We start from the raw sequence: 16710 nt of genomic DNA on the forward strand, positions 1-16710 counted from the left end.
ATGACTCCTTGGGCTGTTCAGCCGGACGCGCGCGACGCGAGCGCCTCGATGGCCGACCCGAGATCGACGTTGCCGGTGTAGATCGCCTTCCCGACGATCACGCCGACGGTCCCCGTTTCGGCAAGGTCGATGATGTCCTGGGGCTGGCCGACGCCGCCCGATGCGATCACGCCAACTGTGGGCACGGCCTGGGCCATCTTTCGCATCGCGTCCAGGTTGGGGCCGGTCAACATGCCGTCGCGGCTGATGTCGGTGTAGACGATGGTCTTGACGCCGCGCTCGGCCATCTGGCGGGCGAGGTCGAGCGCGTCCACATCCGAGACGTCCACCCAGCCACGAACGGCAACCCGGCCGTCTCGGGCGTCGATCCCGATGCCGACCAGCCCGCCGAAACGCCCCAGCGCCCAGTCCACGAAGGACGGGTCTTCGATGGCCTTGGTGCCGACCATCACCCGGTCCACGCCAGCGTCGACGGCAGCCTGGATGTGGTCGAGCGTCCGCAGGCCGCCGCCCAGTTGGACCGGCACCGAGACGGCGTCGGCAATCGCCTTGACGACTGCAAGCTGGCGCGGCTCGCCGTCTTTCGCGCCGTCGAGGTCGACCACGTGAATGCGCGTCGCGCCGGCCGCCTCCCAGCGACGGGCCATCGCGGCCGGATCGTCACCGTAGACGGTCGAACGGTCGAAATCGCCCTGCACGAGGCGGACGCAACGGCCGCCCTGAAGGTCGATGGCGGGGATGATCTCAAACACGGGAGGACGCCGAGACCGCCGTCACCGCCCGGGGCGCGGTGCAGTTGCGAGCGAAGTTGCGGTAGATCCGCAGCCCGATCTCCGAGCTCTTCTCCGGGTGGAACTGGGTGGCGAACACGTTTTTGTGCGCGACTATCGAGGCGAAGCTGACGCCGTAGTCCGTCTCGCCGACCGTATCGGCGTGGTCGGCCGGGTCCACGTAAAACGAGTGGACGAAGTAGAAGTAGGCGTTGTCGGGCACGCCCTCCAGCAACGGATGGTGCTGGCGGATGCGGACTGAGTTCCAGCCGATGTGCGGCACCTTCTGGCCGCCGGGCAGCCGACGGACCGTGCCGGGCACCAGTCCGAGGCACTCGACGCCACGACCTTCCTCGCTCGACTCGAAGATGATCTGCTCGCCCAGGCAGACGCCGAGGAACGGCCGGCCGGAGCGCACGTACGCCCGCAGTGGCTCGACCAGCCCGAGGGCGGTGAGGTTCTTCATCGCGTCCACGGCCGAGCCCTGGCCGGGGACGACCAGCCCGTCGGCCTGGGCGATGATGGCCGGGTCGTCGGTCACGACCGGATGCTCGCCCACCGACTCCAGCGCTTTCGCGACACTCCGGAGGTTTCCGGCTCGGTAGTCGAGAATCACAATCATGCCCAGGCGCCCCCCGAATGTGCGGTCCGGGCGAATTCTATCAGACGCCGCACGGGCTGACGGCCGGCCCGTGCGGGTAGCTCGTTCGGACTGAATGGAGGCGGGAACGTCACGTCGCGGAACGGCTGGCCGTTGTCCCAGATGGCGCAGGTGTGCGTGGCATGGCCGCGTCTCGTCGCGGCCACGCTCGGCTGCGGACTGATGCCATGCGTGAGGCCGCCAATGTCGAACCGTCTGCCTCCCAGATGGCCGGGCCTGCTCCTGCTGTGGGGGCTGCCGCTGGCGTTCGTGATCCTCTCGTGGTGGACGGCCGCTGGGTTCCCCTACTACCTCGACAATAACGAGACGTTCCTCTCGTACGTCCATGCCCGAAATCTCGAAATCTGGGATCCGTTCGACTACGGCTGGCTCACCGCCGAAGCGACCGATCCCAGCCAGCCGGCAGTCAGCGACATCTACTCGCACAACCCGAACGGCCCGCGCTACCTGCACTACGCGCTGCTGCGGGCCGGCCTCCGCGAGCTGCCGGTACACGTGCTCGCCATCTCTGTCGTCAGCACGCTGATGTGCCTCTGGCTCTTGACCCGGGCCTTCTGGCGGCCCGGCCTGAGCGTGGTCGCGTTCGCGGTGGTGCTGGACTACGTCGGGTTCCTGTCGTGGACGGTCAACACCTACCGCGTGTGGGTCTTTGTGCTGTTCTTTGGGCTGGTGCTGGCCGTCGCCCGGAAACGCCACGTCTGGATGGCGCTGTTCACGTTCCTGCTATTCCAGTTGGAATACGGCACCGCCCTGTTCGTGGGCGCAACCATGACGATGCTGGTGCTGCTGCTGCGCGGCTGGCGGGACAGCAGCCTGATCGCGGCATCGGCGGTGGGCGCTCTCCTGTCAGTCGGGCTGTTCGCCGCCCAGGTGCTGGCTTACTATGGCCCGGGCGGCTTCATGCAGGAACTGACGGCGACCTACGTCCGGCGTGGTACGGCGGGATCGGAGGCGGCCGGGGCACGCTTCATCTTCCAGGCCTGGAACGGGCTGTACGAGATGATGACGAGCATAGCGCGGGACACTTACAACCGGCCCGTGCTGCTGGTCACCGTCGCCGGCATCGGCTTCGCCTTCCTGATGCTGCGTCGGCCAGATGCTACACCTGCCGAGCGTTTCACGGCGTCGCTGACGCTCTCGACGGTCCTCGGCGCGCTGGTCACCTCGACGCTGCTCTACGGTTATTTCCTGCATGGGTTCGTCGAGTCGCTGCTGCCGCTGACCGTCTTCCTGATCGCGCCGGCCTTCGGCGTGGTCGCACTTGAGCTGGGCCGCCTGATCGAGCCGCGATTCACGCGGCCGGCAGTCGGGCCGCTGGTGGGCCTCGGCGTGCTGCTGCCGCTCGCATGGTCGTCCGTGGCCCACTTCGAGCCGCCAGTTGCCGTACCGCTGTTCGAGTTACTCCAGGGTGATCTGCGTGGCCGCTCGACGGTGTCGCCGTCACTCGGCGCGGCGATGATGGGGCCGGAGTTGGCGTTCGCCCTGGCGGACGGGCGGGCGGCCTCGACCGGGGACATCGAGGCGACACCGACAGACCTGAGCCGCCTGGCGGGGGTCCGCGACGAGGACGGTGGCCTGTTCTACGTTTGCCTGGACACGCTCTACCTGCGTCAGCGACACAAGGATGGGGCGTACAGTGTCTGTGAGATCGCAGCCAGCCGGTTGGCGCGGCGCGGTCATCAGCCGATGGCGTCGGGCCTGGGGTGGACCGTCATCCCGATCAACCCCGAAGATCGTGTGGAAGACGGGCCAGACGTGTACGCAGGGCCCGCCGGTGGTCGGCCATGATCGGCGAGCGCAATGTCAGGATGTCGCTGTGGCCACGTCACACCCGAACGATCACCCTGGCTGCCGGCGTCGTCGTGGTGGTTGCAGGCGGCCGTCTGGCCGCGTCGAGCCTCCCAACTGACCGTCCGACGCCGCTGGCGATCTTCACCCACCTCTACGGCCTGCTCTTGCTGGCTGGTCTGCTGTGGCTGTCGGCGTCGGTTGGCCGGGCCATCTTCCGAGCCGGCCGCCAGCCTGCCGACTCGGCGCTGGCATCTTGGCTCTTCGCGACGGTGCTTGGTGCGGGAGTCCTAGCCTATCTGATGCTCGCGCTCGGCCTTGTCAGCCTGCTGACGCCCTCGGCCATCGTGCTGACGCTTGCCGTGGTAGCGGGCGTCGTCTGGCCGTCGCTGCGCGAGGCGCCCAGCGCAGTGCTGGCAGCCCGGCAGTGGTTGGCTACGGCTCGGGCGGGAACCCGACGGGCCGGCCGACTGCTGGGGTTCTGCGTGCCGCTGACCGAGCTGATGCTGGCGCTCCTGCTGGTACAGGCGCTGGCACCACCGACCGGCTACGACGGCCTGATGTACCACCTCGCTGGTGCGCGGCGCTTCCTGGAACTGGGCCGCCTGACGGTCCTGCCGGACATCCAGCAGGCGAACATGCCCTTCACAGTGGACATGCTCTACCTGATCGGGCTGGTGCTCGGGAGCGACGAGGTAGCCGGGCTGCTCCATCTCGCCTTCGCGCTGATGCTGGCGCTCTCGGTCTTCCAGTTCGGACATGAGTTTCTGGACGCCCGCACTGGCGCCTTCAGCGCGGCGATCCTGCTCTCCGGAACGCTGGTCGCCGTCTACGCGCCGATGCCCAACATCGACTTCGGGCTGGCCCTATTCGACTTCCTGGCGGTGTACGCGTTTGCCCGCTGGCTGCGCGATCAGCGTCGTTCGGATCTGGTCCTGTGCGGCTCACTGCTTGGCTTCGGCCTGGGCACCAAGTACCTCGGCGGGATCACGGTGATCGTCCTGGGTCTGACGTTGCTCTGGCGGCTCGCGCCGACGGTGCGGACACGCGGCCCCCGCCCCGTCCTGGCCGATCTCCTGGTGTTCGGTGCGCCGGTGGCCCTGATTGCCGCGCCCTGGTACGTCAAGAACCTGCTGCTGCTCGGCAGCCCGATCTGGCCGTTCCTGGCGCCAGGCGAGACTGACCTGAATATCGCGATCTCGGCGAACGTCTCGCTGGGCCGCTCCTGGCTGGACTACCTGTTGCTCCCCTGGCGCATCTACTTCGGAACCGGCCATGAGTATCCGCTGGCCCGTCTGCCGTTGCTGCTGATGGTGTTGCCGCTCTACACGCTGCTGCCGGGGCATCGCGTGGTCTCGGGCCTGCTGGGTCTGTCACTGGTGCATCTGCTGATCTGGAGTCAGGGCGCACATGTCGTCCGCTATCTGACCACGATTCTGCCCGAGCTGAGTCTGGCGGCCGGCTACGTGGTGGCGCAAATTGCTTGTGCGCCCAGGTTCGCGGCGCTGGGGCCTCGACTGGCGCCCGGGCTGCTGGTCGCCGGACTCGCGCTCGGGACGGCCTGCGCCGGCGTGCCGGTGCTGTTTGGACAACCCTACCTGCAGCTCGTCGGGTGGGAGTCACGCGATGCCTACCTGATGCGTCATCTGCCGAATCACCGCCTCGTCGCCCGCCTCAACCGGCAGGGCGAGGAGGTGCGTGGCGTGCTCCTGCTGGGGGACCGGCGCGGCTTCTACGTGGATGGGCCGTACTGGGTGGACGTCAGCCTGGGGGCATTCCGCACGCTGGCGACCGCGCCCGACCCTGACGCCGCTGAGGCGTATCTCGACACACTTGGCGTCTCACACGTCCTGGTCAGCGCGCCGGACATCCAGTGGCACGCTCGCTACGACCCTGACGGCTGGATCCAGGCGTGGTATGCACGCTTTCAGGAGACGCGGCTCTCATACCTGGTTGAGGAAGACCGCTACTACGACCTGACGTTGTACCGCGTGCGGGATCTCGCGGCGGCGCGCGCGCTCGCCGCCGGTCCGGACTGCAAGCGCACGTGCGACTGTGGCAACTAGCCGATCAGGCGTTGCCCCCGCGACCGACTGACCACGCGAGGTAGCTTCGCATCACTTCGTCGATCTCGCCATCCAGGATGGCAGCCGTGTCGCTGGTCTCGTAGGCGGTGCGCTCGTCCTTGACCATGCGATACGGGTGCAGCACGTAGTGGCGGATCTGGGTGCCCCAGCTCGCCTCGACATGCTCGCCGCGCAGCGCCGCCGCCTCGGCTTCGCGCCGCTCCAGCTCCTGCTCGACCAGCTTCGAGCGCAGCATCATCATCGCCGTCTCGCGGTTCTGGAGCTGCGACCGCTCCGTCTGACACGCCACCACGATGCCGCTCGGGATGTGGGTCAGGCGGACGGCCGTGCTGACCTTGTTGACGTTCTGGCCGCCAGGGCCGCCAGAGCGGAACATGTCCAGCTTGATATCCTCGGGGCGGATCTCAATGTTGATGTCGCTGTCGACTTCCGGCATCACCTCGACCTTCGCGAACGAGGTCTGGCGACGATGCGCCTGGTCGAACGGCGACAGCCGCACCAGCCGGTGGGTGCCGCGCTCGCTGCGGAGGTAGCCGTACGCGAACTCGCCCCGGATCTGGACCGTGGCGCTCTTGATGCCGGCCTCCTCACCTTCGGTGCGGTCGAGCATCTCGGTCTTGAAGCCGCTGCGCTCGGCCCAGCGGACGTACATCCGCAGGAGCATCTCAGCCCAGTCCTGCGCCTCGGTGCCGCCGGTGCCAGCATGCACGGACACCACGGCGTTGCGGCGGTCGTACGGACCGGACAGCAACAGCCGAAACTCAAGCTCGGCGAGACGCTCCTGGATGGCCGTCAGCTCAGCGTCGACCTCGGCGCGGGTGTCGGCGTCGTCGGCCTCGACGGCCAACTCCAGCAGCACCTCGGCCTCGTCGATCCGCTTCGAGATGTCAACCCACGGTGTGACCTCGTCGCGCAGACCGGACAACTGCTTGTGAACCTGCTGGGCCGCTTCGGCATCGTCCCAGAAATCGGGCGCTGCTGACTGCTCTTCGAGGGCGGCTACTTTTCGCTGCTTGTCAGCGAAGTCAAAGACGCACCTGAAGGTCAGATACGCGGTGACGCAGATCGCTGAGCGAGTTTCGGGTTTCTTGCACGGATTTCTTCCCTGCCGCTAGATTTCTCTGGCGTAGTCTTGCCGCGAAACTGTACCACGGGCCGCGCGCCCGTCGGCGGTACCCTACGTCCTCCGCGCCAGGCCGTTCTGCGTCTGGCCGATTCAAGCGCGATGCCGACGGGCTGGCGCTGACCGGCATCGCTCGGGACCGCAGCCGCGCCCGCACGATCCGGCCGCTCACGCCGTCGAGCATCATCGAGGGGAGAGCGCGAAGTGGGCGCTGTGCGCGTGGCGATCATCGGCGTAGGGAACTGCGCCTCGGCTCTGGTGCAGGGTGTCGAGTACTACAAGAACGCCAAAGAGGGCGACGATATCCCAGGACTGATGCACGTCGATCTTGGTGGCTACAAGATCCGCGACATCGAATTCAGCGCCGCCTTCGACATCGACGCGAACAAGGTCGGCAAGGATCTCTCCGAGGCGATCTTCCAGGAGCCGAACAACACCATCGTCTTCTCGAAGGTGCCGAACCTGGGCGTGCCGGTCAGCCGGGGCATGACTCACGACGGCCTGGGGTTCTACCTGAACCAGAAGATCCAGAAGGCGCCGGGCCAGACCTCGGACATCGTCCGGATCCTGCGCGAGACCAGGACGGACGTGGTCGTGAACTACCTGCCGGTCGGCAGTGAGACGGCGACCAAGTGGTACGTCGAGCAGATCCTGGCGGCCGGCTGCGGCTTCGTCAACTGCATCCCGGTCTTTATCGGCCGCGAAGAGTACTGGCAGAACCGCTTCAAGGATCACAACCTGCCGGTCATCGGCGACGACATCAAGAGCCAGGTCGGCGCGACGATCACTCACCGTGTCCTCGCGCGGCTGTTCCAGGATCGGGGCGTCAAGCTGGAGCGCACGAGCCAGTTGAACGTCGGTGGCAACATGGACTTCTACAACATGCTGGAGCGCGCCCGGCTGGAGTCTAAGAAGATCTCGAAGACCAATGCCGTGACCTCGCAGCTTGAGTTCGACATCGAGCCGGAGAACGTCTACATCGGCCCGAGCGACTACGTGCCCTGGCTGACGGACCGCAAGTGGGCCTACATCCGGCTGGAAGGCCGCTCGTTCGGGGACGTGCCGCTCAACATCGAGCTGAAGCTCGAAGTGTGGGACTCGCCCAACTCGGCCGGCGTGGTCATCGACGCCGTGCGCTGCGCGAAGCTGGCAATGGACCGCGACATCTCGGGCACGCTCGAAGGGCCGTCGGCCTATTTCATGAAGTCGCCGCCGATCCAGCACCCTGACGAGATCGCGCGAGAGCTGGTCGAGGCGTTCATCCGCGATGAGTCCCGCCCGACGCCGCCCGCCCGCGCGGACGCGGAGAGCGGCGCCGGCGAGTAGCCGGCGGCCAGTGAGCGGGCGCTCCGGCGGCCGGAGCGCCCGCTCGGGTACCATACCTTCCAGAATCGCTCATACACCGGGGCGGCCGGTCGATGCTGGCCGCCTGCACGACTCCCCACCCAGATTTCTTCCTGAGGCTTGGTACACGCGTGGCTGTCTGGATGCGCTCGGTCAAGGTGGGGTTCCGTGAGGCTGTCCAACCGCTCGCGGTGGCGTTAGCGCGCGCCGGCATCCAGGCGAACTGGCTGACCTACCTCGGGTTCCTGCTGAACGTCGTCGTGGCAGTGATGGTCGCGCAGGGCTGGTTTCTGGTTGGCGGAGCGACGTTCCTGATCGTCAACGCGCTCGACTTCCTCGACGGCGCGGTGGCGCGGGCGGCGGGCACGGCCGGCGCGTTCGGCGCGTTCCTCGACTCGGTCCTGGACCGCTACTCGGAAGCGGTGGTCTTCGTCGGGCTGGTCGTCTGGTACGCCAGGGCCGACGATCAACTGGCGATGGTGATGTCGGCGCTGGCGCTGTCCGGGTCGTTCATGGTCAGCTACTGCCGCGCCCGCGCCGAGGGCCTGGGCCTGGACTGCGAGGTCGGGTTGCTGCAGCGTCCCGAGCGCATCGTCGTGCTGGGTATCGGGCTGATGCTGTCCGACGTGGTCCACCCGATGCTGCTGGTGGCGGTCTTGATCGCACTGGCGCTGCTCACGAACTTCACGGCAGCCCAGCGAATGCGGCACGTGGGCCGGCTGTTCGAGGAGCGGCGTAAGGGCCGCGGCATCGGGGGCTGACGCGCGCTCAGTCGGGCTCGATGGTCACCCGCAGGCCGCGTGCTGCAAGCTGGTGCTCGTACAGTTCGGCTCGTTCCTTCGGCGCGCGCGCCACAACCGACGCGCCGGTCGTGTGGACTTCCCAGGCGTGCTGGTGGGCCTTGTCCCGCGTCATCCCGGGGATGATCCGGCAGAGCGCCACCTCGACGTCGTCGAACGAATGGCAGTCGCAGTCCAAGACCACGACTTTGAACGGCCGTAGCGCCTTCGGCACGACCGTCTGATCGCGGTCGAGGTCAGGGTGCGTGATCGTCGGCGTCGTCTCGGCTCGGGGCGGCGTGCTTCGTGGAGCCATCTGGTGTCAGGCCCCTTCAGCGAGTTGACGCAGGAGCCTGGCGCGTACGCCCACCAGCGTCACGCCGACCACTTCATGCGCGGCTTCGTCGTAGCGCAGGATGACGCCATCACCAGCATCGACACCCATGGCCGCGCGAGGTGCGCCCAGCGCGAGATAGAGGACATCGGCCTCTTCATCGTAGGTCCGAGTTACCGGCTCGCGGCCTTCCAGTATCTTCACCGCTTCCATAGGATGCTCCTTGACCGCGACTGGTAGACGGTGTGACCTCGGTGGCCCGGTCCAGCAGCACGACGTTGAACGGCCTGAGCGCCTTCGCCACGACCATCTGGACTCGGTCAAGGTCAGGGCGTGTGATGGTTGGTGTCGGACTACGCATCGCTATCTGTATTCTCGCAGATTGATAGTCCTACGAGGGGTCTTCGCACACGAGCCGGCGGATCTCTGACCTGATCGAGATGTAGATGTTGCCCTGTCGATCCAGTCTGACGACTCCCGCATCGACCGTGTCGCCTCGTTCCTCCTGCTGTCCACGACTCATGGCTCCCCAGGCGGCCAGCACCGTACCGTCCGGTCCCAACCGTTTGACCGGCAACGGGCCACCGTGGCTGACGTAGACCAGGGCAATTGCATGTTCGCTGGTGTACCCGAAGCATCATGGAACGGGCGGTCGGGGACTGAAGTCCCCGCCTACACGCATGCCGTCGCTGCGCGACGGCCGTGGGGAACGGCAGGCACTGGTGCGACTGGAGCGTCGCGCAGCGACTGCATGACTGTAGGCGGGGCTTTCAAGCCCCGACGCCGCCGCACGACGACATCAACATGCAATCGCCCTGGGACGTAGACGTTGCTTGCTGCGTCCACGGTCAATGATGTGATACGCGCGAACATGGTTGTGCCAGTGCGCTGATCATCGACCGGGACATCTCCCCAGCGCGCCAGCACGGCGCCGTCTGGGTCCAGCGCGAGTGCGGTAGCGGTGAACGTGCGGCCACGCGGCGCCCATCGATCAAGATCCTCCGCCCGCCAGCGAGCCTGCTGCCGACCATCCGGCCCGATCTTGTACACGCTCCCCTTGTCGGCGATATACACCGTCTCATCGGGAGCCACGACGTAGTCCACCGCCTCTGGCACATACCGGTCCCCGGCCACACCAGCAGGCTGCCAGTGCTTGTCTACTTCGCCATTGGCATTCACCCTGACGACCGCGTTGCGACGGATCTGATCGCCATCTGAGTATGAGGGTCCCAGGCGCGTCGGCCGGTGCGCCGATCCTGGCGATCGTTTCGCCAGTCGGCGCGAGTTTCTGGATCTGTCCAGAGCCTTGCCAGCCACCACCTGTTGCGTAGATGGCGCCGTCTTGGTCAACTGCGATCCCCCCTGCCTGCGAAATGGTCCAGTCGCCCAATGGTGTGCCGTCCGTCGTGTACGCACGGATCAGCCAGCCACCATGCTCAGAGACGTACAGGAGTCCGTCAGCACCGAAGGTGATGAGCCCTGGCCGAAAGAGCTTTCCGAACCATTCCTGGCTGCGCCAATGATCGATAGCGTCGCCGTCTGGCGACAGTACGTGTATCGCTCCGCCGTACTGACTGTACTCGGTGACGTAAAGCGTGCCGCTGCGATCGGCCGCCATGCTATGCGGTCGCGCGATGGGGGTGCCGGGCGTCAGCGGAGACAGACCGGCCGTACTCAGCAAGCGGGATGCACCCGTACGCAGGCTAATCCGCTTGAGTTGGCTTCTGGCGGGAAAGATGTGTGACACCGTACCGCTGCGGGAGACCGAGTAGATATAGAGATAGCCGCCGCCGACAGCAATTGACCCGAGCGCTGTTGTCAATTCGGTCTCCACGATGGTCTGACCGAACTGTTCGGTCGTGCGCGGCTCGACCGGATCGGGCAGCACGATCTCCTGTAGCTGGCCATCAGGAGCGAGCCTCAAGACGCGCTGATAGGCCAGGTCAGCCACGTACAGATTGCCAGCCTCGTCGATGGCGACGTCCTGCGGTACTGGTCGAAGGTCTGGTCGCTCCTGGGGGAGACCGATGATCTCCAGTACGGCACCGGTCGGTGAGAGACGTTGGAGACGTCCATTCCCGGCATCGGCCACGACCAGATTGACGGGCCAGTTCCAGGCTCTCCGGGCCGTCACCGGCCTGACCAAACTGTCCCAATGGCTGGCCAGACGCCGCGTAGCGGACCAAGAAGTACGGTTCTGGCCCGCTGAGCGGCAGCGGATCCGCGAAGAGCACGACGATGTCGCCACCTGGAGCCACGACGATTCCTCGGATCGTTCCGACATGCTCGATGTAGCCGGGCCAGATCGGGAACGAGCCGGCTGGAGCACCATCCGGAGTGAGCTTCTGGATGCGCTTGTTGACCGGATCTCCGACGTACGCTATTCCGCTGGCATCGATGCCGACGCCGCTACGTGCGGCCAACTCACCGGGCGCGTCGCGGGCGCCAGCGAAGACCTTCCAGTGACCGGGAGTCGTCACGTCTGCCGGTACTGCCGGCGGAATGAGCGTCACCCTGGCCGGCTCGTTCGCAAGTGCTGCGTGGGTACCTACAATGGCCACAGCCAGGACGAGACACACGATGATGATGAAGAACCGAGCGTGGCGGGTCACCTGCCTGTTCCCGGCTCGTCTCGTTTCGGCTGAGGTGCCCGCCACGAGGCAACCTCCCGCTTGCTTGCCGGATAGTCGCTCTACCATGGAGCACCTCGTCGACTGCCGCCGCCGTAGGGGACAACAGATCTTGCCTCGCGAGCATATCAGCTTCTCGTCTCAGGTTCGCAAGTGCAGGTGCCAATGGTCAAAGAAGTGGGACATTTTCGTGTCTGCTGGGTCATTCGTCGGACATTCAGCCTATGCGGCTCTGCCAAGGCAGGACTAAGCTGTACCTGACCGTCCATTTCGGATAGGGGGTCGCACATGTACTTCCAGAACTACAATCCAACTGGCAATGTCGTCTTCTCCACACTCGCTGCTGCTCTGCCCATCGTCGTCCTGCTCTACTTCATCGCATTGCACCCGCACCGGGACGCCGAAGGTCGGCGGCACCTCGGAGTCAGCGCGCCGCTGGCGGCGCTGATCGGCGTCGTGGCCGCGTTCGCGGTGGCGCTCGGCGTGATGGGCATGCCGCTGGCCGGCAGCATCTCGGCGTTCGTGCTGGGCGTCCTGTCAGGGTTCATGGGGATCATCTGGATCGTCGTGGCGGCGATGCTGCTCTACACGATCACCCTGATCAGCGGGAACTTCGAGATCGTCAAAGAGTCGATCATTCACATCTCGTTTGACCGGCGGCTCCAAGTGTTGCTGATCGCCTTCTCGTTCGGGGCGATCATCGAGGGAACCTCCGGGTTCGGGACACCCGTCGCCATCGCCGGGGCGATGATGGTCGGCCTCGGCTTCGCACCGCTGCAGTCGGCGGTGCTGAACCTGCTGGCGAACACCGCGCCCGTCGCCTGGGGAGCCATCGGCACCCCGATCATCACCCTCGCCGCCGTGAGCGGCCTCCACGAAGTCACGATCTCTGCCATGGCCGGACGGCAATTGCCGTTCGCATCGGTGCTGGTGCCGTTCTGGCTGGTCGCTACGTTCGTGCGAATGGAGGGCGGATCGTGGGGCGAGGTCTGGGAGGTCTGGCCGGCGACGCTGGTAGCCGGCGGCGTCTTCGCCGTCGCCCAGTTCGTCGTCTCGGGAACCGAGGGGCTGCACCTGCTGACCGACGTGATCTCGGGCATCGTGTCGGTGGTGGCGGTGGTGCTGTTCCTCCAGGTCTGGCATCCGCGACGCCGATTCTTGCTGCGGGTCGAACGGCTGGCCGCCACGGCAGGCGGTGGAGACGACAGCGCTGGCGGGCCGGCCGACGAGGCGCGGTACCGATATCCGTACACACTCGGGCAGACTGTGCGTGCCTGGGTGCCCTGGGTCTTGCTCGTGATGTGCGTGGGCGTGTGGGGCGCTCCCAGCGTCAAGACGGCGTTCGACACAGCGTTGCCACCGGTAGAGGCCCAGGTGCTCGGCCTGCATGTCAGCGGCACGGCCTCGCGCCCCGTCTTCGATATGCCAGCGCTCCACCTGCTGGTGCAGCGCACCCCGCCCGTCGCCGCCGCCGACGCCAGACCCGAGGCCGCACAGTTCCCGCTGAACTGGCTCTCGGCGGCGGGCACCGGCGTGTTCGTGGCGGCAGTGCTGAGCGGGCTGTTCGTGCGCCTCTCGGCCGGCCAGTGGGCTGAAGCGGGCTCGCGGACGGCCCGACGGATGCGCATCCCGATCCTGGTTATCGCCCAGGTGCTGGGCATCGGCTTCCTGACTCGCTATGCGGGCCTGGACGCCGTTCTGGGTCTGGCCTTCACGGCTACGGGCGTGCTGTACCCGTTCTTCGCCGCGTACCTCGGCTGGCTTGGCGTCTTCCTGACCGGCTCTGATACGGCGTCGAACGCGCTGTTCGGCAGCCTGCAGCGGATCACCGCCGAGCAGCTTGGCTTGAATCCGATCCTGATCGTCGCGGCCAACTCGTCAGGCGGGGTGATGGGCAAGATGATCGACGCTCAGTCGATCACGGTCGCCACGGCAGCCTGCTACGAGGATCCCCAGGAGGGCGCGCACGCGGTCGGCCCGATCTTCCGGACGGTCTTCTGGCACTCTATCGCGCTGGCGGCGTTCATCGGGGTGGTGGTGATGCTCCAGGCGTACGTCTTCCCCTGGATGGTGCCCACGCCGCCCGGCGGCTGACCGCACGAGCGATCTGGCCGCTCTGGCCTGACCCAATGCCTCGCGAGGCTGAAGCTGATGCCGTGTCCGTCGTCGCAACCGAAGTGAGCCTGCGAACCCTGCCCGTCATCCCGAGCGGAGTGAGCCTGCGAACGCAGTCGAGGGATCTTCCTCGTGTCGGCACACAGGGGAAGATCCCTCCACTCCGCTCGTTCCTCGCTTCGGTCAGGATGACGGAGGGGAGGTCGTATGTCGCTTCGGTCGGGAGGACAGTCAAATCACATTCAAGGAGATAGAGTCCTTCAGACAGGCGGGGGACATGTCCCCCGCCTCGCGACACGAATGACGAACTGAAGACGCTGTCTCGGTGCTACTCCATCGGGTCGAGCGGGAAGATCGGGCGGCGGACGTGCTGGTACCGGAACCGAGAGAGATCGGAGTTACTCAGGCCCGGAGTATCGACTTCGACGACCCGCGAGGCCAGCGGCTCGAACGCCCCGCGATAGTGGACGCTCGACTTGAGCACCAGCACCCGCTTGCGGCCGGGGTCGATCCCCTGCGAACGGAACATGCCAGCATCCAGCGCCTGGACACGGTTGCTGGTGACGATGACGTCCACGCCGTCGATGGCCAGGACGGCCGTCGGTCCCATCCGCGTCTCGGCGCCGGCGTTCATCGGGCCGAGATTCACGAAGCTGCCGTCGGTGAGCAGGCGGACTCGCCCCGTCACGGTCAGTGGCGCCCCGTGGAGAGCATCCACCTTGCCGCCAAGGTCGAGGGTGACGGTCTCGCCGACGCCGGCCTTCTGGCAGACCTTCACGGCGGCGGGATCCCAGATCGCCCCGACAGCGGCCTGCTGAACGCCACGCTGGAGCAGGCCGCGCAGCAGGATCGTGCCGTCGCACGGTGAGCCGGCGCCGGGATTGTCCGCCGTGTCGGCCAGGAGAACCGGGCCGCCAGCGTCGGCCGGGTGGCTGACCGCGATGTCGAGCGCATCCTCGACTGGAGTGCATTGGACCACGAACTCCTGGCGTCTGGCCCAGGCCAGCGCGGCCACCTCGTCCGCCACCCGGTCGGCGAGCGACTGGTCCCCCTCGGAGATCGCCAGGACGGCCAGGCCGGCCTCGGGTACGTCGGCATATGGGAAGCCCGCCGCCACCGTGACCGCGACCATGCCGGGCTGCCCCTCAAGCTCGTGCGCCAGCTCGATCAAGGCCCGCATCGGCGTGTCGTAGCTGGTGCACTGCTTGGGAAGGGGCGGCAGGAGGGGCGGCTTTCGCAGCGCGCGGGCCGTCCGCAGCCCGTGCGCCACCATCCGGTGGACGATCGCGCCGGCCTCCAAACCGCGTGAGTACATGTCGATATGCGGGTAGGTGTCGTAGCCGACGAGCGCGTCGGCCAGGGCGACCATGCCGTCCGAGATGTTGGCATGCAGGTCGAGGACGGCGACGATCGGGATGGACCCTACCAGCGCCCGTACTCGACGTAAGATCTCAGCGTCGCCGTCGCCGGCCCGCTCGGCCACCATCGCGCCGTGCAGCTCCAACAGCACGCCGTCGAGCGGCCCGGCGTCGCGGAGGCCGTCGAGCAGCATGGTGGTCAGGCGGTCGAACGCCTCGGCAGTGACCGTGCCGGAGGGGGCGGCCTCCGCCAGCATCGTCGGCACGACCTCGAAGCCCTCGGACCGCGCCGAGTCGATGAACCCGCCGACGATCGTCTTGGTGCCGGCGAAGGCCGGCAGCAACGCCTCGGCGCTGTGGACGCCGCGCCGCTCGAAGAGCGTCAGGTCGGTCTTAATGGTCGAAAAGGTGTTCGTCTCGTGGGAGATGCCGCCAACCGCGATCCGCATCCGCCTGCCGCCTCTCCCTACGCGCTGGCCTTGTCGAGCGTCGCGATGGCGTCGGCGTCGAGCTTGAGCGCGACGCCGGCCACCAGCTCCGCAAGCTGCTTCGGGGTGGTGGCGCTGGCAATCGGGCCGGTCATGCCCGGCCGCTCGGCGATCCATGCCAGCGCCACCTGGGCCGGCGTGACGCCGAGCCGCCTCGCGACGCCTTCGACCGCCGCCAGCACCTGCCAGCCCTTGTCGTTCATGAAGCGCTGCTGCACACCAGACGCCCGGCCGCTGGCCGGCAGCGCCGCGCCCGGCTGGTACTTGCCGGTCAGGAAACCGCTGGCGAGCGACGAGTAGGTGATGACGCCGATCTGGTCCCGCTGGCAGAGCGGCTCAAGCTCGGCCTCGTAATCGGCGCGCTGCAGCAGGTGGTACGGCGGCTGAATGCTCTCGAAGCGAGCCCAGCCGCCCTTCGCGGCGATGGCGTTCGCCTCGGCCAGCCGCGCCGCCGTGTAGTTCGACGCGCCGATCCAGCGGACCTTACCCGCCTTGACGAGGTCGTCGAACGCGGCCATCGTCTCTTCCAGGGAGGTGTTGGCGTCGTCGCGGTGAGCCTGGTAGAGATCGATGTAGTCCGTCTGGAGCCGCTTGAGCGAGTCCTCGACCGCCTGCACCATGTACGCCTTCGAGAGACCCTGCTTGCCGTCGCCCATCGGACTCCCGAGCTTGGTCGCCACCACGATGCTCGACCGGTTGCCTCGGGCCTGCATCCACTCCCCGAGGATCAGCTCCGACTCGCCGCCCTCGTTGCCGGGCACCCAGCGCGAGTAGACATCGGCACTGTCGACGAAGTTGCCGCCGGCCTCAACGAAGGCGTCGAGCACGGCGAAGGAGGCGTCGCGGTCGGTCGTCCAACCGAACACGTTGCCGCCAAAGCAGAGCACGCTCACGTCGAGGTTGGTCCGGCCGAGTTGTCGCTTCTCCACGGTGGATCCCTCCGAGGGCTGAAGGGCGCGCACGGCCCATCAGCGGGTGACTGCGAGCACTGGGCGCGCCAGGCCTGGCGCGCCTCCCCGGTGCAGTATGGCCGATTGCCCCGATGGATCCCACATTGCATGGCCGGAGCCCAGGGCGATTGCATGTTGATGTCGTCGTGCAGCGTGGTCGGGGCTTGAAAGCCCCGCCTACGATCCTGCAGTCGCTGCGCGACGCCCCGGTCTCACCGGACGACGCTGTTCCCGGTGTCCGTCGCGCAGCGACGGCGTGACTGTAGGCGGGGACTTCAGTCCC

General features: G+C 67.0%; 14 protein-coding genes. 6 read left to right on the forward strand and 8 right to left on the reverse strand.

The window, feature by feature from the left end; translation table 11 throughout:
* Positions 1-17 precede the first annotated feature (17 nt).
* Both hisA and hisH read right to left on the reverse strand, forming a co-directional pair.
* Positions 18-752 (reverse strand): 1-(5-phosphoribosyl)-5-[(5-phosphoribosylamino)methylideneamino]imidazole-4-carboxamide isomerase, encoded by a 735-nt coding sequence (gene hisA / locus IT306_09250; protein ID MCC7368597.1) that lies wholly within the window; start codon positions 750-752, stop codon positions 18-20.
* Positions 745-1392 (reverse strand): imidazole glycerol phosphate synthase subunit HisH, encoded by a 648-nt coding sequence (gene hisH, locus IT306_09255; GenBank protein MCC7368598.1) that lies wholly within the window; start codon positions 1390-1392, stop codon positions 745-747. The genes hisA and hisH overlap by 8 nt, the downstream gene beginning before the upstream one ends.
* Positions 1393-1614: 222 nt before the next feature.
* Between hisH and IT306_09260 the strand changes: the two genes are divergently transcribed.
* Both IT306_09260 and IT306_09265 read left to right on the forward strand, forming a co-directional pair.
* Complete coding sequence (locus tag IT306_09260; GenBank protein MCC7368599.1) at positions 1615-3219, forward strand: hypothetical protein; 1605 nt, start codon at positions 1615-1617, stop codon at positions 3217-3219.
* The gene (locus tag IT306_09265; GenBank protein MCC7368600.1) at positions 3216-5285 is read left to right on the forward strand and encodes a glycosyltransferase family 39 protein; all 2070 of its coding nucleotides are present in this window, start codon (positions 3216-3218) and stop codon (positions 5283-5285) included. Before IT306_09260 ends, IT306_09265 begins: the two co-directional genes overlap by 4 nt.
* A 4-nt stretch (positions 5286-5289) precedes the next feature.
* On the opposite strand, the gene prfB is transcribed toward IT306_09265, so the two are convergent.
* Positions 5290-6372, reverse strand: a complete 1083-nt coding sequence (gene prfB, locus IT306_09270; GenBank protein ID MCC7368601.1) for a peptide chain release factor 2 — start codon at positions 6370-6372, stop codon at positions 5290-5292.
* Between the two features lie 261 nt (positions 6373-6633).
* On the opposite strand from prfB, the gene IT306_09275 reads away from it, so the two are divergent.
* Both IT306_09275 and IT306_09280 read left to right on the forward strand, forming a co-directional pair.
* The gene (locus IT306_09275) at positions 6634-7755 is read left to right on the forward strand and encodes an inositol-3-phosphate synthase (protein ID MCC7368602.1); all 1122 of its coding nucleotides are present in this window, start codon (positions 6634-6636) and stop codon (positions 7753-7755) included.
* A gap of 149 nt (positions 7756-7904) precedes the next feature.
* On the forward strand, positions 7905-8534 hold the full coding sequence (locus IT306_09280) for a CDP-alcohol phosphatidyltransferase family protein (protein MCC7368603.1): 630 nt from the start codon (positions 7905-7907) through the stop codon (positions 8532-8534).
* 7 nt (positions 8535-8541) lie between these two features.
* On the opposite strand, the gene IT306_09285 is transcribed toward IT306_09280, so the two are convergent.
* The 3 genes from IT306_09285 to IT306_09295 all read right to left on the reverse strand — a co-directional run bounded on the left by IT306_09285 (position 8542) and on the right by IT306_09295 (position 10837).
* A complete protein-coding gene (locus tag IT306_09285) occupies positions 8542-8868 on the reverse strand; it encodes an ATP-dependent Clp protease adaptor ClpS (GenBank protein MCC7368604.1) in 327 nt (108 codons plus the stop codon).
* A 6-nt stretch (positions 8869-8874) separates the two neighbouring features.
* On the reverse strand, positions 8875-9099 hold the full coding sequence (locus IT306_09290; protein ID MCC7368605.1) for a DUF2283 domain-containing protein: 225 nt from the start codon (positions 9097-9099) through the stop codon (positions 8875-8877).
* Between the two features lie 865 nt (positions 9100-9964).
* Entirely contained in the window at positions 9965-10837 is an 873-nt protein-coding gene (locus tag IT306_09295) for a hypothetical protein (GenBank protein ID MCC7368606.1), read from the reverse strand.
* 76 nt (positions 10838-10913) lie between these two features.
* Here IT306_09295 and IT306_09300 point away from each other — a divergent pair, with 76 nt between their 5' ends.
* Together IT306_09300 and IT306_09305 are read left to right on the forward strand one after the other, a co-directional pair.
* Positions 10914-11531 carry a hypothetical protein gene (locus tag IT306_09300; protein MCC7368607.1) on the forward strand — a complete coding sequence of 206 codons (618 nt, stop codon included), beginning with the start codon at positions 10914-10916 and terminating at the stop codon, positions 11529-11531.
* Positions 11532-11804: 273 nt separating this feature from the next.
* Positions 11805-13610 carry a lactate permease LctP family transporter gene (locus IT306_09305; GenBank protein ID MCC7368608.1) on the forward strand — a complete coding sequence of 602 codons (1806 nt, stop codon included), beginning with the start codon at positions 11805-11807 and terminating at the stop codon, positions 13608-13610.
* Positions 13611-13959: 349 nt separating this feature from the next.
* On the opposite strand, the gene IT306_09310 is transcribed toward IT306_09305, so the two are convergent.
* Together IT306_09310 and IT306_09315 are read right to left on the reverse strand one after the other, a co-directional pair.
* Positions 13960-15438 carry a M81 family metallopeptidase gene (locus IT306_09310; GenBank protein ID MCC7368609.1) on the reverse strand — a complete coding sequence of 493 codons (1479 nt, stop codon included), beginning with the start codon at positions 15436-15438 and terminating at the stop codon, positions 13960-13962.
* Positions 15439-15455: 17 nt separating this feature from the next.
* Entirely contained in the window at positions 15456-16406 is a 951-nt protein-coding gene (locus IT306_09315; protein MCC7368610.1) for an aldo/keto reductase, read from the reverse strand.
* Between the last annotated feature and the right edge of the window lie 304 nt (positions 16407-16710).

The sequence above is a fragment of the Chloroflexota bacterium genome (assembly GCA_020850535.1).
Taxonomy (GTDB): Bacteria; Chloroflexota; UBA6077; order UBA6077; family JACCZL01; genus JADZEM01.

Coding starts and splice junctions, on each gene's coding strand:
- hisH (MCC7368598.1), bottom strand. CDS start 1,392: ATGATTGTGATTCTCGACTACCGAGCCGGAAACCTCCGGAGTGTCGCG.
- IT306_09260 (MCC7368599.1), top strand. CDS start 1,615: ATGTCGAACCGTCTGCCTCCCAGATGGCCGGGCCTGCTCCTGCTGTGG.
- IT306_09265 (MCC7368600.1), top strand. CDS start 3,216: ATGATCGGCGAGCGCAATGTCAGGATGTCGCTGTGGCCACGTCACACC.
- IT306_09285 (MCC7368604.1), bottom strand. CDS start 8,868: ATGGCTCCACGAAGCACGCCGCCCCGAGCCGAGACGACGCCGACGATC.
- IT306_09290 (MCC7368605.1), bottom strand. CDS start 9,099: ATGGAAGCGGTGAAGATACTGGAAGGCCGCGAGCCGGTAACTCGGACC.
- IT306_09300 (MCC7368607.1), top strand. CDS start 10,914: ATGATCTCCAGTACGGCACCGGTCGGTGAGAGACGTTGGAGACGTCCA.
- IT306_09305 (MCC7368608.1), top strand. CDS start 11,805: ATGTACTTCCAGAACTACAATCCAACTGGCAATGTCGTCTTCTCCACA.
- IT306_09310 (MCC7368609.1), bottom strand. CDS start 15,438: ATGCGGATCGCGGTTGGCGGCATCTCCCACGAGACGAACACCTTTTCG.